Genomic DNA, 24,296 nt, shown 5'->3' with positions numbered 1-24,296 from the left:
CGGCGGTCGTAAATTGCGGGTAAGCGAGGTTACCCGAGACGCCGATTTCGACCTCGGTGCAAGCCGATGACGAGAGACTATTCGGCGGCGACCCTGCCCGCCGAGCGGTTCGCCAGCACGAAGCCGACCTCGTCCACCGCCTGCGCGGCGCGCTTCAGGATCGCCTCGGAGCGCAGCACGCCGTCGGTGAAATCCTTGTCGGTGGCGTAGACGGCAGTCGGCAGGGTGAAGGCCTCGAAGAAGCCGAACAGCGGCCGCAGCTGATGCTCGACGATCAAGGCGTGGCGCTCGCCGCCGCCGGTCGCGGTCAAAAGGATGGGCTTGCCGCGCAACGCGGCTGGATCGATGAGGTCGAAGAAGTGCTTGAACAGGCCGGTGTAGCTGCCCTTGTAGGTCGGCGAACCGACCACCAGCACATCCGCGGAGAGGATCTGGGCCAGGATCGGTTGCGCCTGGCTGTCGAGGTCGCGTGCCCACCTTGCCGTGCCCAGCGATGGGCCGACATCCTCGATGTCATAGGTGCTGGCCGACAGGCCGTGGCGCGCGGCAATGTCCCTTGCGACGAAATCGACGAAGGCACGTGTCTTTGACGGCCGGGTGATGTTGCCGGAAAAGCCGACGACTGTTGGATTTGACATGGCAGTGGGCCTCTTGATGGTCGAAGTTTTTGCTAGGCGGGCTTTCGCCCGCCGATGGAAATCAGCTCCAGGCGTGCAGCGGCGGATTTTCACCGTTGAGAAAATATTTGCCGAGGATCGAATATTTCCAGCGCACCGGATCGTGCAGCGTGTGCGTGCGGGCGTTGCGCCAATGCCGGTCGAGATTGTGCTCGGCCAGCGTCGAGCGCGTGCCGGCGAGTTCGAACAGCTTGTTGGTCGCGGCAATGGCGATCTCGGTCGACAGGATCTTGGCCTCGGCGGTGACGATCTGCGCATGCGCGACCGTCTCGGCGGTCGGCTCGATCACGGCGCGGTCGATCGCATGGCCGGCCTTTTCGAGCAGCGCCTGTGCCGCGTGCAGGCGCAGCGTCAGGTCGCCGATCGCCTGGATGGTGTAGGGATCGTCCCAGGCATTGTCGACGCCGCTGTCGATCCAGGCGCGGCTCCTGGTCCTGACGAAGTGAACCGTCTCGTCGATCGCCGCCTGGGCGATGCCGGTGTCCACCGCCACCTGGATGATCTGGAAGATGGCGCCGTCGGCGGTCGGCCTGTCGTAGCCCTTGTAGCCGGGCACCAGAAAAGCCTTCGGCACCTTGACGTTGTCGATGATCACGGTGCCGGAGAGCGTCGTGCGCTGGCCGAAGCTCGACCAGTCGTCGATGACTGTCAGGCCGGGCGCGCCACGGTCGGCAATCGCATACCAGGCGCGGCCCTCGTCATCGAGCGCCACGATCGGCACCAGATGGGCGAGCAGCGCGCCGGAGGAATAGAATTTGCGGCCATTGACCACGACATGGTCGCCGGCATCGGTAAAGCGGGTCTCGAAATCGGCGGCACGCTTGGAACCGAACTCGGAGAAGGCGTTGCCGAACCGCGTGCCTTTCAACGCCTCACCAAAGAGCAGTTTCTGCTGTTCGGCGTCCGACACGGTGCGGATGGCGGCAATGACACCGAGATGGTTCTGAGCCACCTGGCCGATAGAAGAATCCGCCGCCGAGATGATCTCGATCACCTTGGCCAGCGTCGCGTAGGACAGTTCCGGTCCGCCGAATGCCCTGGGCACATTGATCGACCAGAGGCCGCTTTGCGAGAAGGCGTCGAGTTCGGCAACCGGCCAGATCCGCTCGCGGTCGCGCCTGGAGGAGTCCTTGGCGAATTCGGCGGCGAGTGCGTGGGCGATGGCGATCGCTTCGGCGTCATCCTTGATGATGTGGGCTGGCGCCGATGGCCTTGCAACGGGCGGCACGGCGGCGGAGGCATGGTCTGTCTTGACGGTCGAGACGGTCATTTCACTGCTCCTTCGAATTTCGTTTCAGGCGACGGCATGAAGATGGGCTGTTTTGGTAGCCGCTGACGGCTGTTGCCCGGAGGTCGATTGACCGAGATAGAAGGCGCGCACATCCTCGCGCTGGCGAAGCTCTGCAGCCGGGCCAGAGAGGACGGAGACACCGTTTTCGAGCACCGTGGCATGGTCGGCATATCTGAGCGCGACCGCGGAATTCTGCTCGGCCACCAGGATCGACAGGCCGGTCTCGCGATTGAGTTTTCTCAGAGTCTGGAAGATGTCCTGGACGATGAGCGGGGCAAGCCCCATCGACGGTTCGTCGAGGACGAGCAGGCGCGGCCGCGACATCAGCGCCCGGCCAATCGCGGTCATCTGCTGCTCGCCGCCGGAGGTCAGTCCGGACAGTGTCCGGCGCTTTTCCCTGAGGCGGGGGAAATAGCCGTAGATGCGTTCGAGGTCGACGTTGATTTCGGCGCGACGACCGCTGCGGCCGATGCCGCCGGCGACCAGGTTTTCCTCGACGGTGAGGCTCTTGAAGCAGTGGCGGCCTTCCAGCACCGGCACCAGGCCGGCGCGCACCAGATCGCCCGGCTTGCGGCGCGAGACATCCGAGCCGTCATAGCGGATGGTGCCGGCGTTGACCTGGCCGCGTACGGCCGGCAGCAGGTTCGACACCGCCTTCAGCGTCGTGGTCTTGCCAGCGCCATTGGCGCCGAGCAGCGCCAGGATCTCGCCGCGCCTGATCTCGAAGCTGACGCCGTGCAGCGCCGTGATGGCGTGGTTGTAGGTCGCGTGGACCGCATTCACGGCAAGAATGACGTCATTGTCCGGCATGGGCTCTTCTTCCCTGGTCCGCGGAGCGAAAGCGGCCGGCGCTACGGAACCTGTCCGCGGCGCCCGGCACTGGCTGATCAGTTGGTGGTCACGGCATTGGCATCATCGGCGGTGCGCAGCTTGATGCCCTTCTCGGCGGCATAGGCCTCGGCCGACTTCTCGATGATGGGCCGCAGCAGCGCCCAGTCCGGCGCGATCCAGTCGGAGACGACGTTCCACTTCTTGCCGTCCCACTGCTGGAAGGTCACGTAGCCCTCGCCTTCATGGTTGTCCCAGCTGACATTGATCGAGTGGAACAGATCCTTGGCGCCGAGCGCCTCGACCTTGGCCGGATCGAGCTTGAGATGTTCGAAGCCCCAGCGGACCTCGTCGCCTGTCAGCGTGCGGTGGCCGAACTTCTCCTGCGCGACGCGGATCGCCTCGACATTCAGGATGCCGTTGACGATGCCGAGATTGTGGTAGACCGAGCCGATGCGCGACTTGTCTTCCAGATTGCCCTTGCCGGCGCCGTAGACCGTCTTCACGATCTCCTGCACCACCGGGTAGCTGTTGCCGGAGGCCTGGGTGGTGATGGCGGTGTAGCCCTTGGCGGCGTCGCCGGCGGGGATGACATCCTCTTCCGAATTCGACCAGACATTGCCGACGATGTGGTCGACGGGATAGCCGACCTTGACCGCCGTCTTCAGCGCCACCGGGTTCATCACGCCCCAGCCGCGCAGGACGACGAAGTCCGGCTTGGCGCGGCGGATGGTCAGCCATTGCGACTGCTGCTCGTTGCCGGGATGCGGCACCTCGATCTGCTGGACGGTGAAGCCGTATTTCTGCGCCAGCAGTTCATAGATCGGGATGGTCTCCTTGCCGTAGGGCGAGCCGTGATAGAGCACAACGATCTTCTTGCCCTTCAGCTTGTCGATGCCGCCTTCCTTGGAAGCGATGTAGTTCACGATGCCGGACGTCTCGCTGTAGGGGTTGAGCAGCAGCGGGAAGACATAAGGAAACACACGCCCGTCGGTGGAATCGGTGCGGCCGTGGTTGACGGTGATCAGCGGCACCTTGTCGGCGGTGATACGGTCGATCATGGCGTAGGCGATGCCGACCGAGAGCGGGTTCCAGGCGGCGGCACCGGCATGGCTCTTCTGCCGCTCGTAGCATTCGACGCCGCGCTCGACCTCGTACTGGGTCTCGCACTCATCCCAGGTCAGCTTGACGCCGTTGACGCCGCCGTCGCGGATGTTGACGAGGTTGAGATAGTCGATGAAGCCGCCGAAGAAACCGGTGCCGCCAGCCGCGTAAGGCCCGACGCGATAGCTCTGCAGCGGGAAATATTGTTCGTCGGCGTGAGCGGCGGGCAAGGCCACCGACACGATCATCGCCGCGGACAGCGCCGCCGCCTTGATTGTGCTGAGAAAGTTCATGGGTTGGGTACTCCCGGTATGGGCCGTCCTTGGTTCGGCCTCTGGTTCATTTCCAAATGCGATTGATGTCGAATGATGGAGCTCAGCTCGTCTGCCAGGCGAACAGGAGCCGTCTTCGGAGCCTGTCCCACAGGGCCACCAACCCGTCGGGTTCAAGGATCAGAAACAGGATGATGAGCGCGCCCAGCACGATGCGCTGGCTCATGTCGAGCACGCCCGAGTCAAAGACATCGCCAAGCAGGAAGCCGCCGAGGCGCGATAAGCCAAGCGGGAAGACCACGATGAGGGCGGCGCCGAAGAACGCGCCACGGATCGATGCCAGGCCGCCGATGATGATGATGAACAGGATCTGGAACGAGCGGTCGAGATCGAAGCCGTCCGGCTCGACGGTTCTGAGATAGGCGAAGGCCCAGATGACGCCGGCGACGCCGATGATGAAGGACGAGATGGCAAAGGCCAGAAGCTTGGTCTTCAACACGGGGATGCCGATGATGCGGGCCGCGGTTTCATTGTCGCGGATGGCGATAAAGTTGCGCCCGGTCTGCGAGGAGACCAGCCGGTGAGCGAGGAAGGTCAGCACGGCGACGATGGTCAGCGCAAAGAGATAGCGGCCGACGGCGCCGTCGAGTGCGAAGCCTGAAATCGACAGCCTCGGCGCGTCGATGACGCCCGATGCCGAATTGTTGGAGAACCAGCTGAACTTGGTCAGCGCCCATTGCACGAAGAACTGCGCGGCAAGCGTCGAGACGGCCAGATAGAAGCCCTTCAGCCGCAGGCTCGGCAGGCCGAAGACGATGCCGATCGCGGCCGCGACGAGGCCGGCCAGAACAATGCTGCCGATCAACGGCAGGCCTTCGACGCGCAAGTTGAAATTGTAGGCGGCGAAGGCGCCGGCCGCCATGAAGGCAGCACTGCCAAGCGACACCTGGCCGGCATAGCCGGTGAGGATGTTCAAGCCGACGCCGGCGAGGCTGAGCGCCAGGAACGGCAGCAGGATCGCTTCGAACAGGTAGCTCGAGCCGGTCAGCGGCACGACGCCATAGGCGAAGGCGAGCAGGAGGACAGGCGCGAACCATTTCGGCAGCGCCGGCGTGGACGGGAAATCGCTTGCTATCGCGGTCATCGCTCAGATCCTTTCGACGAGCTTCTGGCCGAACAGGCCGGAAGGGCGGATCAGGAGGAAGACGAGCGCGACGACATAGGCGAACCAGCTCTCGATGCCGCCGCCGAAATAGTCGCCGATATAGACCTCGGCGAGCTTTTCGCTGGCACCGATCAACAGTCCGCCGACGATGGCGCCAAGGATGGAATCGAAGCCGCCGAGCACCAGCACAGGCAGCGCCTTGAGCACCACAAGCGATAGCGAGAACTGCACGCCGAGGCGGGCGCCCCAGAGCAGTCCCGCGACCAATGCGACCAGGCCGGCGGCCGCCCAGACGGTCGCCCAGATCAGCGGCAGCCGCAGACCGACCGCAAGCGCGGCGAACTGGTCGTCGGCGACGGCGCGAAAGGAGAGGCCGATGCGGGTGTAGCGGAAGAACAGCGACAACAGGAGAACCATGCCGGCGGCAACCACCGCGGCGAAGATATCGAACTGGCTGATCAGCACGCCACCGACTTCCAGCGGCACGTCCTCGATGCCGAGATCGAGGCCGTGGACTTGCGTGCCCCAGATCAATTGGGCGGCACCCTCGATGATGTAGGACAGGCCGAGCGTGGCCATGAACAAAGTGATCGGCGGCTTGTTGGTGAGCGGCCTGAGCACCGTGCGTTCGATGGCGATGCCGATCGCCACCATGATGGCGAAGGTGGCGACCAGGGCCAGCGCGAACGGGACGCCGCGTTCGACGAGGCTGACGAAGGTGAGTGCCGCGAACAAAAGCAGCGCGCCCTGCGCGAAATTGAGCACGCCCGAGGTCTTGTAGATCAGCACGAAGCCGATCGCGACCAGCGAATACATGACGCCGGAGAGCAGGCCGCCGACGAGCACTTCGATGCAGAACTGATAATCGAAGTCGGCGATCATATGCCTGCCCCGTCCTCATTGTCGGAGGCGACGCCGAGATAGGCATCGATGACGCGCTGGTCGTTCCTGACTTCGTCAGGCGTGCCGTCGGCGATCTTGCGGCCGTAGTCGAGAACGGCGAGGCGGTCGGACAGGCCCATGACGACGCCGACATCATGCTCGATCAGCACCACGGTGGTGGCGAAGCGATCGCGCGCGGCGCGGACGAAACCCGCCATCTCGCTCTTCTCGCCTGATGTCATGCCGGCCATCGGCTCGTCGAGCAGAAGCAGGCGCGGTTGCGCGACCAGTGCGCGGGCCAGTTCGACGCGCTTCTGCAGCCCGTAAGGCAGCGTGCCGACAAGGCGTTCGCGAACGGCGGTGAGGTCGAGGAATTCTAGAATCTGGTCGGCGCGGCCGCGTGTTTCACGCTGCTCGCCGCGCGAGCGGCCAATGCCGAGCACCTGGCCGGCAAAATTGGAGCGGACCTTGTAGGCAAGGCCGGACGCGACATTGTCGAGGACGCTGAGGCCTTTGAACAAGGCCAGGTTCTGGAAGGTCCTGGCGACTCCGAGACGCGCCAGCCGCTGCGTCGGCACCTGGGCATGGCTGACGCCGTCGAGCAGGACATGGCCGCGATCCGGCCGGTAGACGCCGCTGATGACGTTGATCAGCGAGCTCTTGCCGGCGCCGTTCGGCCCGATGATGGCGCGGATCTCGCCGGGTTGCACCGACAGGTCGATATCGGCCAATGCCACGACGCCGCCGAACGACAGTCCGATAGCTTGCAGTGAAAGCAGCGGAGCGGCTGCACCTGAAACGGACCCCGCCGGCTCGATACGGCCCGCGGAAGGCAGCGCCGGCTGGGGCGCCGACGGCAAGCCGCGCGCGAAGATTTCCGGCGCGTAGACCGAAGCCTCCATCATTCCAAGGGAATAGCTGGCCAATGGCATTTCCAAGGTCCTCGATTGCGCCTTTAGGCGCGCGAATTCTCGATGCCGCCCGAGGAGATCGAGCGCACCTGAAACACCTTCATTCGTGTGCTGGCCGGAGCTTGACCGGCCAGCTTGCGGGATGACTATTCTGCTGCTGCCAGTGACGCTGCCTGTTCGGCGTCTTCCAGCTCGCGTACGAGCGGAATGACATGCTTGCCGAAATACTCGACCTCCTCCTGGAAGTGCAGGAAGCCGAGCAGGATGAGATCGGCGCCGGCGCGCTTCAGGTCGACGATGCGCTCCGCGACCTGTCTCGGCGTGCCGATCAGGTTCGAGCGGAAGCCGTCATTGTACTGGACCAGATCGTCGAAGGAGGATTTCGCCCAATTGCCCTCGCCTTCCGGCGAGGCCTTGCCGGCATTCTTGACCTCGTGGCCAAAGGCATTGACCGCTTCGGGGTTGGCCTTGGCGATGATTTCGGCAAGCACCGCCTTGGCTTCGTCCTCGGTTTCGCGGACGACGGCGAAGGCGTTGACGCCGACCTTGACCGAATGGCTGTTGGCCTTCGCCTTGGTCCTGAGGTCTTCGACCTGCTTGGCGATCTCGGCCGGTGTGTTGCCGTTGGTGAAGTACCAGTCCGAGACACGCGATGCCATGTCGCGCGCGGCACGCGATGAACCGCCCTGGAAGATTTCGGGCAGCGGCCGCGGCGGTTTCGGCTTCAGCGAATATTCGTTGAAGCGATAGAAATCGCCGCGGAAGGTGAAACTGTCTTCGGTCCATATTCCGCGCAGCGCGCGGATGAACTCCTCCGAGCGGCGGTAGCGCTCGTCATGGTCAAGCCAGTGCTCGCCAATGGCGTGAAACTCGCCACGGAACCAGCCGGAGACGAGGTTGATGGCGACACGGCCATTGGTCAGATAGCTGATGGTGGCGATCTGCTTTGCTGCCAGCGCTGGATTCCACGGGCCGGGCAGGATCGCGGCGATGACCTTCAGCGTCGTGGTGGCGGCGAGCAGGTCATGGCTGAAGGCTACCGATTCATGCTGCTCGTCGGCGCCGTAGCCGGCGGTGAAACGGATCTGGCTGAGCGCATAGTCGAAGCCGGCCTTCTCGGCGATCTGCGCCAGCTTGCGGTTGTATTCGGCCGAATGGTTGGTGCGCTGCTCGATGTTGGAGATCACCAGGCCGCCCGAAACATTGGGCACCCAATAGGCGAATTTGAGCGCGTCGGTGTCTGCGTGTGCCATGAACTGTCTCCCATTCAGGCAGTGTCGTTGATCGGTCCGGTCGGCGCCGGCTTTCCCCAATATTTATTATGTTTATGGAATTTATATACAAAGAAGGATTTTCCGTTTTTGGAGCCCTCCTGGGACGGAAATACCAATTTTCCCGGTCAAACCGGCTTCCGGCCGTCAGTGGGCCGCGGCAACGCTGTCCGCATCGACGCCGATCGTCTCGGCTGACGGGACCGTGTCCAGCAGCCTTGCGATCTCCCTGGCAACCGTCTGGGCGTGACGGGCCACCTCCGGCAGGCCCATGAGCTCGCCAAACGTGCCCCGAGCCAGCGGGCCGGCTACGAAAAGCGTGGCGACCGCCTTGCCGTCCCGGCCGATGGCGCGGCTATCGAGGCTGGTCTCGATACCCAGCCCGTATGCGTCAGCCCTGATCAGCCCGGCTTCGGCCAAGGAGCGCAGCGCCGGGTTGAGCCGAAGGGCTTGCCCATGCGCCGGGCCAGTCGTGTTGATGACGGCATCGAAGCGCACCGTTTCGATCCGCGTCCGTCCGCGCCGCTGGAAGCTGACCGCCGGGCCGTCATCCTCATGGTTCGAGGCGACAAGCCTGGCGGCAACGGTTTCGTAGGTGCCGGCGGCCTGACGGCGATCCAGCACCGCCGCCACCTGCGGTGCGATCCTGAAGCGATGCACGTCCCAGAACACGCGCAACTGGCGGACCAGCCTTGCCCGCTCACGCGGTGCAAGCGCTGCCCACAGCACGGGTCCCTGCAGCCGCAATTGGTCGAAGACCGACTGCCAGTTGACATTGGCGGCTCGCGCCGCCGCCAGCGTGGCGCGAATAGTCTTCAGCAGGCCAAGCGCCGTTGCGGCCGGCGATGACGCAAAGTCGCCGAAGGGCTCGCCCCTGACGTCAGGATGGCCGCGCGAGCGCAACCCGCGGCGCGACAACGCCAGGATGCGGCCGCGATGGCCGCGGCGATCGAGTTCGGCCACCGTGTCGGCCGAGCTCAATCCGGAACCGACAATCAGCACCGACGCTTCCCGTCCGATATGGGCAAGAGCGGAAGCGGCGTATGGGTCGGCGACGAAACCCGGCGCTTCGGCCAGGGAGGCCAGCGCGGCCGGAATTCCAGGCGGCAGATGCGTCGCCGCCAGAACGACAATGTCGGCTGCGACCGGGCCGCCGGAAGTGTGCACGGACCAGCCAGCGCCATCCGCGTCACGGGTCACGCGCGTGGCAAGACCTTGGACATGACGGACCACGCCCGAACCGAGCCAGGGCGCCAGATGCTCGGCGACGTAGCGGCCGAACACGCGCCGGCGCGGATAGGCGTCGCCATTCTTCCAGACGGCGTCGGTATCGCGCTCGAGTTCGCCACTGTCGGTCAACCAGCGTGCGAAGTGCTGCGGATCGTCCGGAGCCATGCTCATCCTGATCGCCGGGACATTGACCCGATGCGCCGGCTCCGCGCCGGAATAGGCGAGGCCTCCGCCAAGCGCCGGTCGCGGCTCGATCACGGAAATCGACAGACGTTCGAACCAGGGCAATTGCGCCAGATGCCAGGCGACCGCAGCGCCGGAAAAGCCGCCGCCGATGATGGCGACGCGTAGCCGGCGGGATTGGGGTAGCGCGTTCACGAGGCGCTGGCGAGCGACTTCGGGCGGTGGTCGCCGGCAATGGTTTCGCCGAATGGCCCGGTGTTGACGGATGAGCCGGCCGATTTGACCGGGTGATCGGTTGGCAGTTTCGGCAGCACCAGTTCGCCGAAACGATAGGCTTCTTCAAGATGCGGGTAGCCGGACAGGATGAAGGCGTCGATGCCGAGGCGCCGATATTCGTCGATCCGCTCGGCAATCGTGTCCGGATCGCCGACAAGGGCGGTTCCGGCACCGCCGCGCACCAGGCCGACGCCGGCCCAGAGATTGGGCGCGATCTCCAGCCTGTCGCGGCTGCCGCCATGCAGCGCGCTCATGCGCGCCTGGCCGACCGAATCCATGCGGGCAAACACCTTCTGCGCCGAGGCGATCGTGGCGTCGTCGAGCCGGCTAATCAGGCTGTCCGCCGCGGCCCAGGCCTGCTCGGTCGTCTCGCGGGCAATGACATGCAGGCGAATGCCGAAGGAGAGCTTGCGGCCGGCCTTTTCGGCCAGTTCGCGCACGGCGTCCAGCTTGCGCTCGACATCGGTCGGCGGTTCGCCCCAGGTCAGATATTTGTCGATCTCCTGCGCCGCCACCACGGAGCCGGCATCGGACGAGCCGCCGAAATAGAGCGGCGGATATGGCGTTTGCACCGGCGGGAACAACAGGCGGCCATCCTCGATGCGGAAATGCTTGCCCTGATGCTCGACCGTTTCGCCGCTCAGCACGCGCTTGTAGATGCGCAGGAATTCCTGCGTCACCTCGTAGCGTTCGGCATGCGAGAGAAAGATGCCGTCGCCCTTGTTCTCCAGCGGGTCGCCGCCGGTGACGACGTTGATCAGCAGGCGGCCGCTGGAGATGCGGTCGAGCGTGGCGGTCATGCGCGCGGCGAGCGTCGGCGACTGCAGGCCGGGCCGCACGGCGACGAGAAAACGCAGCCGCTCGGTGAGCGGCGCCAGCGCCGAGGCGATCACCCAGGAATCCTCGCAGGCCCGGCCGGTCGGCAACAGCACGCCGTAATAGCCCAGCGTGTCGGCGGCCTTGGCCACTTGCGTCAGATAGGGCAGGTCGACAGCCCTGCCGCCTTCCGTCGTGCCGAGGTAGCGGCTGTCGCCATGTGTCGGCAGGAACCAGAGCACCTTGATGCGGTCGGGGACATCAGCCGTCATGGCCTGCCTCCCACGCGCGGGCGACGGCGGCAGGCTGAGAGCGGGCGCAAGGAAGTGGGCATGGCGTGGTCCTGTCCGGGAAAGCCAGATCGCCGGTACAGATTGCTTATTCTATAAATTCTGTAGAGTTAGTTTATTCCAATTCCGACGAGATTATTAGAAATTTTCTGCGCTAGCTCGCACCCAGGCTGATGTACCCCGGTTCTTCGCCTATTCGGAGCATCACGGCAGCGACCCCGCTACCGATGGCGGCCGTTCTAGCCCGGCAATCGACCAAGGCCTGCCGCGAAGCGCTCGACGATAGCGAGACCAGTCTCATTGGGCCGCATCGCCGGCGCGCGATCATGTATCGGGATGCCGGTGCGGGCGCCAAACAGCCGCTTGCCGTAGCAGATCAAGTTCTCGATGCCCTGCATGACGAAAACCGCCGCCGGCAGCATTTTAGCATACTCAGCCTCGGCTATCGCTTCGTTTCCGGCGCGGAACGCCTTCCAGGCGCGTACGGCATAGTCCACGCAATCCGGCGCCAGGATCATGCCACGGCAGCCGATGCGGAAATTGTCGATCAGTTCCAGCCCGCCACGCCCATTGAAAACGGGAATCCGGCCCTCGGTGCGCTCGATCAGGCCGGCAATGTCGGTGACCGGCCCCTCGCCCTTGATCAGCCTGATGTTGGGATGCAGCGTGACGAGGTCGCGGATTTCATCCGATGTCAGACCACGGCCGAAAAAGGCGGGCGCGTTCTGGATCGCCACCGGCAGGTCGGTCGCCTCGGCGACACGGCCAAAGAAGCGGATGTATTCGAGCGCCCCGTAAGATCCGCCAGGCGGCGGCTGCAGGATCACCCAGTCGGCGCCGACGCTTTCGGCATGGCGAACCTGCGATATCTGCTCGGCCACCGAAGCGCCGAAGATGGTGAAGGCGAGCGGCACCTTGCCGGCAGTGTCTTCAGCCGTCCAATCCATGACCGTCCGGCGCTCGGCCTCGGTTAGCTTGGCGACTTCGGTAGCGAGGCCGAGTGCCGCCATGCCATGCACGCCGGTAGCCAGGCAGATCTCGACCTGGCTGCGCATCGCCGCGCGGTCCAGCCGTTCGTTCTCGTCGAACAGTGCGTAGAGGATGGCGTGAATGCCATGGAGATCATCCGGCTGGAAATTCGCCATCCTCGTCGACCTCAATGGCTTTCGCGGGGAATGGCATGGCCACGGCTGCCCACCAGGAAATCAAGATCGGCACCACGGTCCGCCTGCAGGACATGGTCGACATAGAGGCCCTGGTAGCCGCCGCGCATTGCTGGCTCCGGGGGAGCCCAGCCTATCCGCCGTCTTGCCAGCTCCTGTTCCGACACGTCGAGGTGCAACCTTCGCGCTTCGACATCGAGCTCGATGATGTCGCCGCTCCTGACCAGCGCCAGCGGGCCACCGACGGCGGCTTCGGGCGCCGCATGCAGCACCACCGTGCCGAAAGCGGTGCCGGACATGCGGGCGTCGGAAATGCGGATCATGTCGCGGACGCCCTGCTTCAGGAGTTTTTGGGGCAGCGCCATGTTGCCGACCTCGGCCATGCCGGGATAGCCTTTGGGGCCGCAATTCCTGAGCACCATGATCGAGGTCTCGTCGATATCGAGCGCGGGATCGTCGACGCGCGCCTTGTAGTCGTCGATGTCCTCGAAGACGACGGCGCGGCCGCGATGCTTCATCAGGGCCGGCGATGCGGCCGACGGTTTGATGATGGCACCGTCGGGAGCCAGATTGCCGCGCAGCACGGCGATGCCACCGTGCTGCGTCAGCGCCTTGTCACGCGGCCGGATCACCTCGGTATTATGGTTTTGGGCGCCTGCGATATTCTCGCGCACGCACTTGCCGGTGACTGTCAGGGCGTCGAGATCGAGCATGTCCGCGATCTCTTTCATCACCGCCGGAATGCCGCCAGCGTAGCAGAAATCCTCCATCAGGAAGCGGCCGGACGGCATCAGGTCGAGGATGGTCGGCACGTCGCGGCCAAAGGCATCCCAATCGTCGAGCGTCAGCTCCGTACCGACGCGGCCGGCGATGGCGAGCAGGTGGACGACCGCATTGGTCGAGCCGCCGATGGCGCCATTGACGCGGATGGCGTTGGCGAAGGCTTGCCTCGTCAGGATGGCAGACGGGCGCAGATCCTCATTGACCATCTCGACGATGCGTCGCCCGGTCATGCGGGCGATGCGGCTGCGGCGCGCGTCGACGGCGGGATAGGCGGCATTGCCGGGCAGCGCCAGGCCGAGCACCTCGACCATCGAGGCCATGGTGGAGGCGGTGCCCATGGTCATGCAGTGGCCGGGCGAGCGCGACATGGCGCTTTCGGCATTGGCGAAATCCTGTTCGCTCATCACCCCGGCGCGGACATCCTCGGAGAATTTCCACACATCCGTGCCCGAACCGATCTCGCGGCCCTGGAAGCGGCCGTTGAGCATCGGCCCGCCGGAAATGACGATCGACGGCAGGTCGCAGGAGGCCGCACCCATCACCAGCGACGGCGTGGTCTTGTCGCAGCCGGCCATCAGCACGACGCCATCCATCGGATTGCCGCGGATCGCCTCCTCGACATCCATCGAGGCGAGGTTGCGAAACAGCATCGCCGTCGGCCGCAGATTGGATTCGCCGCAGGAGAAGACGGGAAATTCCAGCGGCAGCCCGCCGGCTTCGAGTACACCGGCCTTGATGTGCTCGATCAGGCCGCGGAAATGGACATGGCACGGGGTGAATTCAGAGAATGTGTTGCAGATGCCGATCACCGGGCGGCCGTCGAAAGCGTCGTCGGGCAGGCCGTTGTTCTTCATCCAGCTACGGTGGATAAAGGCATCCTTGCCATTACCGCCGAACCAGTGCTGCGATCTTCTCTTGGTCATGGCTTTTCCCGACGTTCAGGCGGGGTGCTGCAACTGGCTGAGCCCGCCATCGACGACGAGGGTTGCCGCATTCATGAACGGGCACTCGTCGGAAATCATGAACACCGCCGCCAGCGCGATCTCGCGCACCGACGCGATGCGGCCACCGGGATGCAGCGCGAGCGTTTTGGCGCGCGCCGCCACCGGGTCGGCAAAACCGTTCCAGTAGTCGATCGCCTTCTGCGTCTCGACATAGCCGGGCGCCAGCGCGTTCACGCGCACGCCTTGCGCCGCGTATTCCAGCGCCAGCGATTTGGTCAGGCCGAGCAGCGCGTGCTTGGCGACGGGATAGGGGAAGGTGTGCGGAATGATGGTGAAGCCGTGGGTCGAGGCGATGTTGAGGATGGCGCCACCGCCGCTCGCGATCATTCCCGGCAGCACCGCCTTGCTGCAGTTCCAGGCGCCCTTGACGTTGACATCGAAATTGCGGTTCCACTCTTCCTCGGTCGCATCGAGCGGGGTGGAGAATACATTCATCCCGGCATTGTTGATCAGCGCGTTGATCGGGCCGATCTCGTCGCCTGCTTGTCCGACCGCGGCGGCGATCGCCGCCCCGTCGCTGATGTCGGCAGCTTGATGACCGACATGGCCCTGCGAAGCGGCGAGCCCGGCGACGGTCTTGTCGAGCAGCGCGCCGTCGCGATCGACCAGGAACAGTCTTGCGCCCTCCGCAAGGCAGGCCTCGGCGATGGCAAGCCCGATGCCTTGCGCGGCACCGGTGAGGAAGATGCGTTTGCCGGACAGGCGCTCAGCCATCGCTGTCACTCCACGTGAAGTCGGTCAACGCCGGCCGAGTGCCGACGAACGCAGATTGTCTAGCAGCACGGCGAGCAGCAGGATCACACCGCGCACGATGTACTGGTAGAAGGCCGGGATGTTAAGCAGGTTCATGGCGTTCTCGGCGATGCCCATGATCAGCACGCCGACGATAACGCCCGACATGGTGGCGCGGCCGCCGGCAAGCGAAACGCCGCCGAGCACGCAGGCCGAGATGACCGAAAGCTCCAAGCCGACCGCCGCATTGGGCTGACCCGAAGTGATGCGCGAGGCCAAGAGGATGCCGGCGATGCCGCAGACGACGCCCTGCAGCGCGAAGATCCAGATGCGTGTCCGGTCGACATTGACACCAGCCAGCCGTGACGCCTCCGGATTGCCGCCTATGGCCAGCGTGTTCTTCCCGAAAACAGTGCGGTTCAAGACGAAGCCGAAGATGCCGAAGAGCACGGCCAGCACCCAGATCGGCGTCGGTATGCCGAGCAGTTTCGACAGCGCGAGCTGGTAGAAATCCGGGCTGTTGATGCCGACGGCGCGGCCGTCGGACGCAATCAGCGCAAGGCCGCGCACGATCTGCATGGTGGCAAGTGTCGTGATCAGTGCGTTGATGCGGAATTTGGCGATGACGACGCCATTGATGAAGCCGACGAAGGCGCCGCAGGCGATTGCCGCCAGCAGGCCAAGCAGGATCGAGCCGGTGTAGTTCGATGCCATCACCGCGACCATGCCGGCGAAGGCGACGATCGAGCCCACCGACAGGTCGAAGTCGCGCGCCGCCAGGCAGAACATCATAGTGCAGGCGACGATGCCGACGGTGACTACCGACTGCAAAAGGCCGAGCATGTTGCGGTCGGTGAGGAAGTTCGGCACCAGCAGCGACACCAACGCGAAGGCGACGACGAAGATGACGACGAGGCCCTGTTCGCCGAGCAGGATTTTTTTCAACTGGCCGGTCATGGCAAAAGTCCTCAGGATGCGATCGCGTCGGGGGTTTTCTTGTCGGGGAGTGCCGCGGCCAGGATCGCCCTCTCGGCGAACTGGTCCCGCGTAAGTTCGGCGCTGATGCGTCCGCCGCACATCACCAGGATGCGGTCGCAAATGCCCATCACTTCCGGCAGTTCGGACGAGATGACGATGATCGCCATGCCGTCCTCGGCAAGCTGGTAGAGCAGTTCGTAGATTTCCGATTTGGCGCCGACATCGATGCCGCGTGTCGGCTCGTCGACGATGAGGACGCGCACGCCCTGCTCCGACAGCCAGCGGCCGAGGATGACCTTTTGCTGGTTGCCGCCGGAGAGGTTGATGATGTCCTGCCTGCGCGAGGGCGTGCGCACCTTGAGCTTCTTGATGAAGGTCTCGGCGGTGGCGATCTCGCTGGCGCGGTCGAGCACGCCGAAGCGCGTGTGATGGCGCCGCGACGAGATGTTGATGTTCTCTTCGATCGACCGACCCTGGATAATGCCGTCATGCTTGCGGTCCTCGGAGCACAGCACGATGCCGGCCCGGATCGAGCCGTGGGGATCGGTGGCGCGGACGAGCTTGCCGTCGACACTGATAGTACCGCTCGAGCGCGGGTCGGCGCCGAAGACCAGCCGCATCAGTTCCGAGCGCCCGGCGCCGATCAGGCCGAAGAAGCCGACGATCTCGCCGGCACGGGCCTCGAAGCTGGCCGGCGTCTTGAGCTTGGCCCCGGAGAGCCCCTCGACCTTCAGGCGGACATCTCCCGATCCGCGCGGCCGAAAACCCCAGATGTCGGAGATTTCCCTGCCGACCATTTCGGCGACGACCTGGTCGCGGGTGACGCCTTTCAGTGATGGATGATGCGCCGCGAGCTTGCCGTCGCGCAGCACGGTCAGGCTGTCGCAGAGGCGGAACACCTCGTCCAGCCGATGCGAGACATAGATGATGACCTTGCCCTCGCCGCGCAGGCGGTTGATCAGGGCAAACAGGATTTCGCTTTCGCGCGAGGACAGCGACGAGGTCGGCTCGTCCAGTGCGATGACGCGCGCGTCGAGCATGATCGCCTTGGCGATCTCGACCATCTGGCGTTCGCCGATGGACAGCGTCTTGACCTTGCGGCGCATGTCGATATCGATGCCGGCCGATTTCAGCTTGGCGCCGACATCGTCCAGCATCTTGCGGCCGGCGATGATGCCGGCACTGGCGGGAAAGCGGCCGAGGCTGAGGTTTTCGGCAACGGTGAGCTCGGGGACGAGCTGCAGTTCCTGGTGGATGACGATGACGCCATTGTCGAAGGCGTCCCTTGTCGAGGCGTAGGCCTGGGCCTTGCCGTCGATGCTGATCTCGCCCTCGTCGGCATGTTGGTCGCCCGACAGGATCTTGATCAGCGTGGATTTACCGGCGCCATTCTCGCCCATCAGGCCATGCACGGCGCCCTTGTCGACGCCGAACGAGACGTCCGACAGCGCCTTGACGCCCGGATAGGTCTTGGTGATGCGCGAGAAGTCGAGAAAGGACACTGGCGTCGATCCTTTTGAACCACGGCAAACAGGCGGCGGGTTGCGCCGCCGCCTGTTTGTACAGTGAGGATTATTCGATGCCGAGGCCCTGGCGGACCTTCTGGTAGTCGTCGCGCTTGGCCAGCGCACCGGAGGTCAGGATCAGCTTTTCCGGTTCCTTGTTGTTGGCGACCCAGTCGTACATGTTGAGTGCCGTCTCGTAGCCGTGGCGCTTCGGCGAGATGATCACCGTGCCGACGAAGCCGGTGGCGGTCGGTTTCTTGAACTCGTTGATCGCCGAATCCGCGCCGCCGATGCCGACGCCGATCATGCCGTCGGCGGGAATGCCGACGCTTTCGGAGGCACGCACGGCGCCAAGCACGGCCTCGTCGTTGAGACCGAAGGAGACCCATTTCTTGATGTCGGCGTGAGCATTGAGCACTACCGTCGCGGCATTAAGCGCGGCCTCGGTGTCGGTCTTGGCCTGCGGGGCGTCAAAGATGTTCTCGGCCTTGAAGCCGTTCGCCTTCAGCACCGAGATAGCACCTTCGACACGATCGACGGCGGTCGGCAACTGATCATAGGAGACGCGGATGGCGCCGACCTCGTCGGCCTTCCAGCCGCGCGCCTTCATCTCGTCGACGATCGCCTGGCCAACGGCCTCGCCGATCTTGGTAGCCGAAATGCCCATATGCGGCACGTCTTCGAGCGCCTTGCCGTCGGCACCGACGAGGCGGTCGTCGACGGTCATCAGCTTGAGATTGTTGGCGGCGGCCTTGGCGACGATGCCGGGGCCGAGTTTGACGTCCGGGGTGCAGACGATGAAGCCCTGCGCACCCTGGGCGCCGAGATTGTCGATCGCCGACATCAGCTTCTCACCATCCTCGGCGCCGATCTTGACCAGGGTGAAACCCTTTTCCTTGGCGGCCTGGTCGGCGAACTTCCATTCGTCCTGGAACCAAGGCTCCTCGGGCTGTTTGACGATAAAGCCGATCTTGGTGTCCTGAGCATACGCAGCGATAGTCGTGACGGACAGCACGGCAAGCGCGCCCGCGACGAGCGCGGTCTTCAAAAGTCGCATGATTACCTCCCAGCGATAGGCCGGGCGCTCAGCCCGGGTGCTGGAGTCTCTAATTGTTTTTATCATACTCGTCAATTGATCTGGTATGACAATTAAGCTACATGCTCTGACCAGGGATCGCTGGCGCAAATCATCCGCATCCGGTAAGGCCGGGCCGGTTGCGCGAACCAGCAGGTTCGCCGCCTTGGAGGAGGGCTGAGGTGACCGACATTTTGAAAAAGACGCCAGGCGACACGGCTACCCGCCGACCGCGCGTCATGCCCGACGTGACGAAGGCGATTGCCTCCGACATCTTTTCCGGGCGCTATCCGGCCGGCTCTTCGCTGCCGACCGAAAACGAACTGGGCGTCGAATACGGCGTCAGCCGCACCGTCATCCGCGAGGCCCTCAAGGTGTTGGCCGCCAAGGGGCTGGTGCTGTCGCGGCCGCGTGTCGGCACCGTCGTCTGCACCGAGGATGATTGGAACATCATCGACCCGCAGGTGCTGGCCTGGCACGCGCCGCATGCGCTCGACGACAAGCTGTTCGACGCCATACTCGAAACCCGCCGCGCCATCGAACCGCTGGTCGCCGAGCTTGCCGCCACGCGCGCGACACTGCAGGAAATCGCCAATCTCGAAGCCGCGTGGCGCGGCATGGCCGGCGCCGGCGAGGACCTCGGTACCTTCTCGCGCTCCGACATCGCCTTCCACCAGATCCTTTATGCGGCGAGCCACAACCCGATCTTCCGGCAGATCGGCAATCTGATCGACACCGGGCTCAAATTCTCGCTGGAGGCGACGGCGACCATTTCGCTCGATCGGCGCATGGAGGCGGTGGCCGCGCACCGCGAGGTGGTCGAGGCGCTGCGCATGCGCGACGCCGAGGCGGCACGCAGTGCCGCAAACCGGATTCTCGACCTTGCGGCGCGCGACCTCGTCAGCGCCAAGAAACTCAAGAACAACTGAGACCAGCATGAAAATCATATCGCTCACCACCTACATCGTGCCGCCGCGCTGGCTGTTCCTGAAGATCGAGACCGATGCCGGCGTCACTGGCTGGGGCGAGCCGGTGGTCGAGGGCCGGGCGCTGACCGTCGAGGCCGCCGTGAAGGAGCTTGGCGACTATCTCATCGGCAAGGATCCTCGCCTGATCGAGGACCATTGGACGGTGATGCATCGCGGCGGGTTCTACCGCGGCGGGCCGATCCTGATGAGCGCGATCGCCGGCATCGACCAGGCACTGTGGGACATCAAGGGAAAGGCGCTCGGCGTGCCCGTGCATGAGCTGCTCGGCGGCAAATTGCGCGACACGATCAAGGTCTATTCCTGGATCGGCGGCGACCGGCCGGCGGAAGTGGCTGCCGGCGCCAAGGAAGTGGTGGCGCGCGGCTTCCTGGCGCTGAAGATGAACGGCACCGAGGAACTGCAGATCGTCGACAGCCACGACAAGATCGATGCCGCCGTCGAGCGCGTCGCCATGGTGCGCGAGGCGGTCGGGCCGAACATCGGCATCGCCGTCGATTTCCATGGCCGCGTGCACCGGCCGATGGCGCGCATCCTGGTCAAGGAACTCGAACCCTACCGGCTGATGTTCATCGAGGAGCCGGTGCTCAGCGAAAACCGCGAAGCGCTGAAGGAGATCGCCGCCCTCGGCTCGACCCCGATCGCGCTCGGCGAACGGCTCTACAGCCGCTGGGACTTCAAGTCGGTATTCGAGCAAGGCGTCGTCGATATCATCCAGCCAGACCTGTCGCACGCCGGCGGCATCACCGAATGCCGCAAGATCGCGGCGATGGCTGAGGCCTATGACGTGGCGGTGGCGCCGCACTGCCCATTGGGGCCGATCGCGCTCGCCGCCTGCCTGCAACTCGACGCGGTCAGCTACAATTGCTTCATCCAGGAGCAGAGCCTCGGCATCCACTACAACGCCGGCAACGACCTGCTCGACTATGCCGCCAACAAGGACGTCTTCTGCTACGAGGACGGCTATGTCGCCATTCCCGACGGGCCGGGCCTGGGCGTCGAGATCGACGAAGACTATGTCAAGGAGCGCGCCAAGGAAGGCCATCGCTGGCGCAATCCGATTTGGCGCCATAAGGACGGCTCCTTCGCCGAGTGGTGAAGAGATAGATCGCCGGTCTCGGCAGGTCAGCTATTTCTTTGCAATCGCGCATTTAAGGCCTATGCTTCGGCATCGGCCGCCAGTTCTTCGGATGCGTCCGACAGTGAGAGGTGCGTGCTCTTGCCCGTATGGGAGAGAGCCTTGCCCCAATCCCTCTTTCGCAACCAGGTGCTGAAGGCCCTCTCCTCGCAGGACTTCGCGCTTTTGCGGCCATCGCTGCATCATGTCGAACTGGACATCAAGGACCAGTTGGAGGTCGCGCATCAGCCGATCAAGGACGTATATTTTCCCGAGAGGGGCATCGCGTCGGTGGTCGCCACCATGACCGGCGGGCGGCAAAGTGAAGTCGGCATTATCGGCTATGACGGGATGACAGGAATTGCCGTCATTCTCGGACAGGAAAGCACCGCCACCGAGACCTATATCCAGGTCGCGGGCAATGGGTGGCGCCTGCCGGTTGAAACCCTTCGCTCCGCGATTGCGGAAAGCCCGTCCCTTCGCGCATCACTCCTGGACTATGCCCACGCGTTCCTCGTCCAATCGTCGCGGACGGCGCTGGTCAATGGTCATTCGAAAATCGAGGAACGCCTGGCCCGCTGGCTGCTGATGGTCCATGACCGCGCCGAAGGAGACAAGATCTACCTGACGCATGAGTTTCTGGCGACCATGCTCGGCGCCCACCGCCCCGGGGTCACCACGGCCCTGCAAATGCTTGAATATCGAGGATTGGTTCACGCCAAGCGCGGCGAGATCACGATCGTCGACCGCGCTGGGTTGATAAAGCTCACACATGGCGCTTACGGCGAGGAGGAGCAGCGTTATTTCGGCCTGGCCGCAGCCTGAAGCATGCCGGTTGAAACGGGTTCGGCCGACGTGCCCTAGCCCCTCAGCAGGTCGCCCGAAAGCATCAGCGGTTTTGAGCGGCTCGCAGCGACTGTTCGCTACCGGACATAGGCTTGAAGGCGGTCGAATTCGTGCCATAAATCGGATTGGTCGGGGTTTCAGGGAGGAATTCTTCATGACCAATTCGTTTCGCACCATCACTGTTGAAAAAGCCGCCGAAGCCTATGTCCTTTCCAGGGGAAGGGCCCGGTTCCTCTCCATCGCGCAGGCGATCCGCGCCATCCGAACACTGATGCCGGCATGCAAGGCCACCGACCGCGAGTTGGAGGAACTGGTGGCGGCCGCATCCTTCGTTCATGGCGTGCCCGTCGCCTTCGACGCAAGAACGGCCAAAGCACCACGGCTCCATTCGTAGGCCGTAGATGTCCGCGCCCGTGGAGACGCCTACCTTGTCGGACGTCCGACTGGCGATCGTCCGACACCTGATCGACAATGTCGAGAGCACGAGCATTTCGATATCCGAGGTGAACCGCGCCGTGAGGCGAATGTTTCCGCTTTGCGAACTTACCGATTGGGAACTTGACGATCTCATTGCACGAAGCGCGATCGGCGCTGGATTTGCGATCGATTTCGACGCGGGAGGATCCTGGCCGTATCGAAAACCGATAGGAAAATCAGCGGCCTAGAAGGTGACTGGTGGAGCCAATCGGAATCGAACCGACGACCTCTTGAATGCCATTCAAGCGCTCTCCCAACTGAGCTATGGCCCCACTTCCGGAGTCAACCGGCGCCGTTGCCGGCGAAGAGATCCGGCGCGGGTTGGAACACCGCGCCGTTAGTGCAGGCGGCTTCTAACCCCGCCTTTCCCAGATATCAAGCCTTGAGTACCGGCTTTTTGTTCACAGGCCGAGAAAGCCTGCAAACACTTGCATTCCAGGGCCGATCAGACCTCGTCGTCGTCGTCGCCAACGCCGATCATGTCGGCGACGTCGTCGTCTTCTTCCTCTTCGTCGGCAAGGAATGTGTCATCCTCGTCGTCGCCCAGGTCGACATCCTCGTCGTCGCCGAGATCGGGCAGATCGTCGCCCTTGGCGTCCTCGTCGGCCTCTTCGAGCGAGACGACTTCAACGCCCTCTTCGTCCTCGGCGTCCACTTCCTTCTCGGCCACTTCCTCTTCCTCCTCGAGGGCGGCGATCTTGCCTTCCTCGAAATAGGAACGCGGATAGGTCTTGCCCGTATAGGGCGAGACGATCGGGTCCTTGTTCAGGTCGTAGAATTTTCGACCCGTCTCAGGGTCGATACGCTTTGTGCCAAGTTCGTTTTTTGCCACGGCAAGCCTCGTCAATAAAAGAGTGGTCCCCTTAACCACAGTTTGGGGCGCTGTCAAAGCGAAAAGCCGGCGTCACAAAACCAAGTCCTGAAAGGCCTCGCGCCAAGTGACGGCCATGGGGATGACCATTTCGCCCCGCCGTGATACGAGACCGCCGCAACAAATGAAAAGCGCCGGCCCGCCGGCACTCCGTCCAGGGAATTTCCATGTCTCACGCCGCCGCTGCCAAGCCGGCCACCGCCCGCAAATCGTCAGCCCTTTCCGGCACCGCACGGGTGCCGGGAGACAAATCGATTTCGCACCGCTCCTTCATGTTCGGCGGCCTCGCCTCCGGCGAGACCCGCATCACCGGCCTGCTCGAAGGCGAAGACGTGATGCGCACGGGTGCGGCCATGAAGGCAATGGGCGCGCATATCGAAAAGCGCGGCACCGAGTGGGTGATCCGCGGCACGGGCAACGGCGCGCTGCTGCAGCCGGAAGGCCCGCTCGATTTCGGCAATGCCGGCACCGGCTCGCGGCTGACCATGGGCCTCGTCGGCACCTATGACATGGAAACCACCTTTATCGGCGATGCCTCGCTGTCGGGCCGGCCGATGGGCCGCGTGCTTGAGCCGCTGCGGCAGATGGGCGTGCAGGTGCTGAGGGCAACGCCGGGCGACCGCATGCCGATCACGCTGCATGGGCCCAAGCACGCCGCCCCGATCACCTACCGCGTGCCGATGGCCTCGGCGCAGGTGAAGTCGGCGGTGCTGCTCGCCGGCCTCAACACGCCCGGCATCACCACGGTGATCGAGCCGGTGATGACACGCGACCACACCGAAAAGATGCTGAAGGGGTTTGGCGCCAATCTGTCGGTCGAAACCGACGAGCGCGGCGTGCGCCACATCTTCATCGAAGGCCAGGGCAAGCTTCACGGCCAGACGATCGCGGTGCCGGGCGACCCGTCCTCGGCCGGCTTCCCGCTGGTGGCGGCACTGATCGTGCCGGGTTCCGACATCACAATCGAAAACGTACTGATGAACCCGACCCGCACCGGCCTTCTGCTGACGCTGCAGGAGATGGGCGGCAACATCGAAATCCTCAACCCGCGCAATGCCGGCGGCGAGGATGTCGCCGACCTGCGGGTGCGTTATTCCGAGCTCAAGGGCGTCACCGTGCCGCCCGAGCGGGCGCCGTCGATGATCGACGAGTATCCGGTGCTGGCGGTCGCGGCGAGCTTCGCCGAGGGCGAGACGCTGATGCAGGGGCTGGAGGAACTGCGGGTGAAGGAATCCGACCGGCTGTCGGCGGTGGCCAACGGGCTGAAGCTCAACGGCGTCGACTGCACCGAGGGCGAGGCTTCGCTTGCCGTGCGCGGCAAGCCGGGCGGAAAGGGGCTGGGCGGCCATCCCAACGGGTTGGATACGACGGTGCAGACCCATCTCGACCACCGCATCGCCATGAGTTTCCTGGTCATGGGGCTGGCGACGGAAAAGCCGGTGACGATCGACGACCAGGCGATGATCTCGACGAGTTTCCCGGAATTCATGGGGCTGATGAAGGGACTGGGCGCGGAGATCGGGTAAGGTTGATGGCAAGCGCGAAGCAAGCAGAGATGTCGGC

Annotated in this window: 22 protein-coding genes and 1 tRNA gene; 5 read left to right on the top strand and 18 right to left on the bottom strand. The window is 64.2% G+C overall.

Going from position 1 to position 24,296, the window contains the following annotated elements:
• Window positions 1-77: 77 nt before the first annotated feature.
• The 16 genes from msuE to LB568_RS30580 all read right to left on the bottom strand — a co-directional run bounded on the left by msuE (window position 78) and on the right by LB568_RS30580 (window position 18,418).
• Complete coding sequence (msuE, locus tag LB568_RS30655) at window positions 78-638, bottom strand: FMN reductase (RefSeq protein ID WP_013891512.1); 561 nt, start codon at window positions 636-638, stop codon at window positions 78-80.
• A 61-nt stretch (window positions 639-699) separates the two neighbouring features.
• Window positions 700-1,947 (bottom strand): SfnB family sulfur acquisition oxidoreductase, encoded by a 1,248-nt coding sequence (locus LB568_RS30650; RefSeq protein WP_224732129.1) that lies wholly within the window; start codon window positions 1,945-1,947, stop codon window positions 700-702.
• A gap of 24 nt (window positions 1,948-1,971) precedes the next feature.
• Window positions 1,972-2,778 (bottom strand): ABC transporter ATP-binding protein, encoded by an 807-nt coding sequence (locus LB568_RS30645; RefSeq protein WP_224732128.1) that lies wholly within the window; start codon window positions 2,776-2,778, stop codon window positions 1,972-1,974.
• A 77-nt stretch (window positions 2,779-2,855) separates the two neighbouring features.
• Window positions 2,856-4,193 carry an ABC transporter substrate-binding protein gene (locus LB568_RS30640; RefSeq protein ID WP_224732127.1) on the bottom strand — a complete coding sequence of 446 codons (1,338 nt, stop codon included), beginning with the start codon at window positions 4,191-4,193 and terminating at the stop codon, window positions 2,856-2,858.
• Between the two features lie 82 nt (window positions 4,194-4,275).
• Window positions 4,276-5,316 carry a branched-chain amino acid ABC transporter permease gene (locus LB568_RS30635; protein WP_224732126.1) on the bottom strand — a complete coding sequence of 347 codons (1,041 nt, stop codon included), beginning with the start codon at window positions 5,314-5,316 and terminating at the stop codon, window positions 4,276-4,278.
• Window positions 5,317-5,319: 3 nt separating this feature from the next.
• On the bottom strand, window positions 5,320-6,219 hold the full coding sequence (locus LB568_RS30630) for a branched-chain amino acid ABC transporter permease (protein ID WP_224732125.1): 900 nt from the start codon (window positions 6,217-6,219) through the stop codon (window positions 5,320-5,322).
• Complete coding sequence (locus tag LB568_RS30625) at window positions 6,216-7,151, bottom strand: ABC transporter ATP-binding protein (RefSeq protein ID WP_224732124.1); 936 nt, start codon at window positions 7,149-7,151, stop codon at window positions 6,216-6,218. Before LB568_RS30625 ends, LB568_RS30630 begins: the two co-directional genes overlap by 4 nt.
• A 125-nt stretch (window positions 7,152-7,276) precedes the next feature.
• The gene (gene sfnG, locus LB568_RS30620; RefSeq protein ID WP_140570528.1) at window positions 7,277-8,383 is read right to left on the bottom strand and encodes a dimethylsulfone monooxygenase SfnG; all 1,107 of its coding nucleotides are present in this window, start codon (window positions 8,381-8,383) and stop codon (window positions 7,277-7,279) included.
• A 165-nt stretch (window positions 8,384-8,548) separates the two neighbouring features.
• A complete protein-coding gene (locus LB568_RS30615) occupies window positions 8,549-10,009 on the bottom strand; it encodes an FAD/NAD(P)-binding protein (RefSeq protein WP_224732123.1) in 1,461 nt (486 codons plus the stop codon).
• Window positions 10,006-11,178 (bottom strand): FMNH2-dependent alkanesulfonate monooxygenase, encoded by a 1,173-nt coding sequence (gene ssuD / locus LB568_RS30610; RefSeq protein WP_224732122.1) that lies wholly within the window; start codon window positions 11,176-11,178, stop codon window positions 10,006-10,008. Before ssuD ends, LB568_RS30615 begins: the two co-directional genes overlap by 4 nt.
• 257 nt (window positions 11,179-11,435) lie before the next feature.
• A complete protein-coding gene (locus tag LB568_RS30605; protein ID WP_224732121.1) occupies window positions 11,436-12,341 on the bottom strand; it encodes a dihydrodipicolinate synthase family protein in 906 nt (301 codons plus the stop codon).
• An 11-nt stretch (window positions 12,342-12,352) separates the two neighbouring features.
• Window positions 12,353-14,065: an L-arabinonate dehydratase gene (araD, locus tag LB568_RS30600; protein WP_224732120.1), complete on the bottom strand. Its 1,713-nt coding sequence runs from the start codon at window positions 14,063-14,065 to the stop codon at window positions 12,353-12,355.
• Between the two features lie 15 nt (window positions 14,066-14,080).
• Window positions 14,081-14,860, bottom strand: coding sequence for an SDR family oxidoreductase (locus LB568_RS30595; protein ID WP_224732119.1), 780 nt, complete (start codon window positions 14,858-14,860; stop codon window positions 14,081-14,083).
• Between the two features lie 24 nt (window positions 14,861-14,884).
• On the bottom strand, window positions 14,885-15,835 hold the full coding sequence (gene araH / locus LB568_RS30590; RefSeq protein ID WP_140570540.1) for an L-arabinose ABC transporter permease AraH: 951 nt from the start codon (window positions 15,833-15,835) through the stop codon (window positions 14,885-14,887).
• 11 nt (window positions 15,836-15,846) lie between these two features.
• On the bottom strand, window positions 15,847-17,358 hold the full coding sequence (araG, locus tag LB568_RS30585) for an L-arabinose ABC transporter ATP-binding protein AraG (RefSeq protein WP_140570542.1): 1,512 nt from the start codon (window positions 17,356-17,358) through the stop codon (window positions 15,847-15,849).
• Between the two features lie 70 nt (window positions 17,359-17,428).
• On the bottom strand, window positions 17,429-18,418 hold the full coding sequence (locus tag LB568_RS30580; RefSeq protein WP_013891527.1) for an arabinose ABC transporter substrate-binding protein: 990 nt from the start codon (window positions 18,416-18,418) through the stop codon (window positions 17,429-17,431).
• Between the two features lie 200 nt (window positions 18,419-18,618).
• On the opposite strand from LB568_RS30580, the gene LB568_RS30575 reads away from it, so the two are divergent.
• The 4 genes from LB568_RS30575 (at window position 18,619) to LB568_RS30560 (ending at window position 21,779) form a co-directional block, all read left to right on the top strand.
• On the top strand, window positions 18,619-19,365 hold the full coding sequence (locus tag LB568_RS30575; RefSeq protein ID WP_140570544.1) for a FadR/GntR family transcriptional regulator: 747 nt from the start codon (window positions 18,619-18,621) through the stop codon (window positions 19,363-19,365).
• A gap of 7 nt (window positions 19,366-19,372) precedes the next feature.
• Window positions 19,373-20,521, top strand: a complete 1,149-nt coding sequence (gene dgoD / locus LB568_RS30570; RefSeq protein ID WP_224732118.1) for a galactonate dehydratase — start codon at window positions 19,373-19,375, stop codon at window positions 20,519-20,521.
• A 120-nt stretch (window positions 20,522-20,641) separates the two neighbouring features.
• Complete coding sequence (locus LB568_RS30565; protein ID WP_013891530.1) at window positions 20,642-21,364, top strand: Crp/Fnr family transcriptional regulator; 723 nt, start codon at window positions 20,642-20,644, stop codon at window positions 21,362-21,364.
• Between the two features lie 175 nt (window positions 21,365-21,539).
• Window positions 21,540-21,779 carry a hypothetical protein gene (locus tag LB568_RS30560; RefSeq protein ID WP_013891531.1) on the top strand — a complete coding sequence of 80 codons (240 nt, stop codon included), beginning with the start codon at window positions 21,540-21,542 and terminating at the stop codon, window positions 21,777-21,779.
• A gap of 279 nt (window positions 21,780-22,058) precedes the next feature.
• On the opposite strand, the gene LB568_RS30555 is transcribed toward LB568_RS30560, so the two are convergent.
• Window positions 22,059-22,134: transfer RNA gene (locus tag LB568_RS30555), tRNA-Ala, on the bottom strand.
• Window positions 22,135-22,307: 173 nt separating this feature from the next.
• Window positions 22,308-22,694 carry a TIGR02300 family protein gene (locus LB568_RS30550; protein WP_013891533.1) on the bottom strand — a complete coding sequence of 129 codons (387 nt, stop codon included), beginning with the start codon at window positions 22,692-22,694 and terminating at the stop codon, window positions 22,308-22,310.
• Window positions 22,695-22,900: 206 nt separating this feature from the next.
• Here LB568_RS30550 and aroA point away from each other — a divergent pair, with 206 nt between their 5' ends.
• The gene (aroA, locus tag LB568_RS30545; RefSeq protein WP_224732117.1) at window positions 22,901-24,259 is read left to right on the top strand and encodes a 3-phosphoshikimate 1-carboxyvinyltransferase; all 1,359 of its coding nucleotides are present in this window, start codon (window positions 22,901-22,903) and stop codon (window positions 24,257-24,259) included.
• Window positions 24,260-24,296 lie beyond the last annotated feature (37 nt).

Origin of the sequence: Mesorhizobium sp. B263B2A, from assembly GCF_020165775.1 — a bacterium.
Lineage (GTDB): Bacteria > Pseudomonadota > Alphaproteobacteria > Rhizobiales > Rhizobiaceae > Mesorhizobium > Mesorhizobium opportunistum.
The sequence above is the reverse complement of the archived record's forward strand: the minus strand, read 5'-3'. Positions and strand labels throughout refer to the sequence as shown.

Bases quoted from the DNA above. Each gene is read 5' to 3' on its own strand.
- msuE (WP_013891512.1), bottom strand. From the start codon at position 638: ATGTCAAATCCAACAGTCGTCGGCTTTTCCGGCAACATCACCCGGCCG.
- LB568_RS30650 (WP_224732129.1), bottom strand. From the start codon at position 1,947: ATGACCGTCTCGACCGTCAAGACAGACCATGCCTCCGCCGCCGTGCCG.
- LB568_RS30645 (WP_224732128.1), bottom strand. From the start codon at position 2,778: ATGCCGGACAATGACGTCATTCTTGCCGTGAATGCGGTCCACGCGACC.
- LB568_RS30640 (WP_224732127.1), bottom strand. From the start codon at position 4,193: ATGAACTTTCTCAGCACAATCAAGGCGGCGGCGCTGTCCGCGGCGATG.
- LB568_RS30635 (WP_224732126.1), bottom strand. From the start codon at position 5,316: ATGACCGCGATAGCAAGCGATTTCCCGTCCACGCCGGCGCTGCCGAAA.
- LB568_RS30630 (WP_224732125.1), bottom strand. From the start codon at position 6,219: ATGATCGCCGACTTCGATTATCAGTTCTGCATCGAAGTGCTCGTCGGC.
- LB568_RS30625 (WP_224732124.1), bottom strand. From the start codon at position 7,151: ATGCCATTGGCCAGCTATTCCCTTGGAATGATGGAGGCTTCGGTCTAC.
- sfnG (WP_140570528.1), bottom strand. From the start codon at position 8,383: ATGGCACACGCAGACACCGACGCGCTCAAATTCGCCTATTGGGTGCCC.
- ssuD (WP_224732122.1), bottom strand. From the start codon at position 11,178: ATGACGGCTGATGTCCCCGACCGCATCAAGGTGCTCTGGTTCCTGCCG.
- LB568_RS30605 (WP_224732121.1), bottom strand. From the start codon at position 12,341: ATGGCGAATTTCCAGCCGGATGATCTCCATGGCATTCACGCCATCCTC.
- araD (WP_224732120.1), bottom strand. From the start codon at position 14,065: ATGACCAAGAGAAGATCGCAGCACTGGTTCGGCGGTAATGGCAAGGAT.
- LB568_RS30595 (WP_224732119.1), bottom strand. From the start codon at position 14,860: ATGGCTGAGCGCCTGTCCGGCAAACGCATCTTCCTCACCGGTGCCGCG.
- araH (WP_140570540.1), bottom strand. From the start codon at position 15,835: ATGACCGGCCAGTTGAAAAAAATCCTGCTCGGCGAACAGGGCCTCGTC.
- LB568_RS30580 (WP_013891527.1), bottom strand. From the start codon at position 18,418: ATGCGACTTTTGAAGACCGCGCTCGTCGCGGGCGCGCTTGCCGTGCTG.
- dgoD (WP_224732118.1), top strand. From the start codon at position 19,373: ATGAAAATCATATCGCTCACCACCTACATCGTGCCGCCGCGCTGGCTG.
- LB568_RS30560 (WP_013891531.1), top strand. From the start codon at position 21,540: ATGACCAATTCGTTTCGCACCATCACTGTTGAAAAAGCCGCCGAAGCC.
- aroA (WP_224732117.1), top strand. From the start codon at position 22,901: ATGTCTCACGCCGCCGCTGCCAAGCCGGCCACCGCCCGCAAATCGTCA.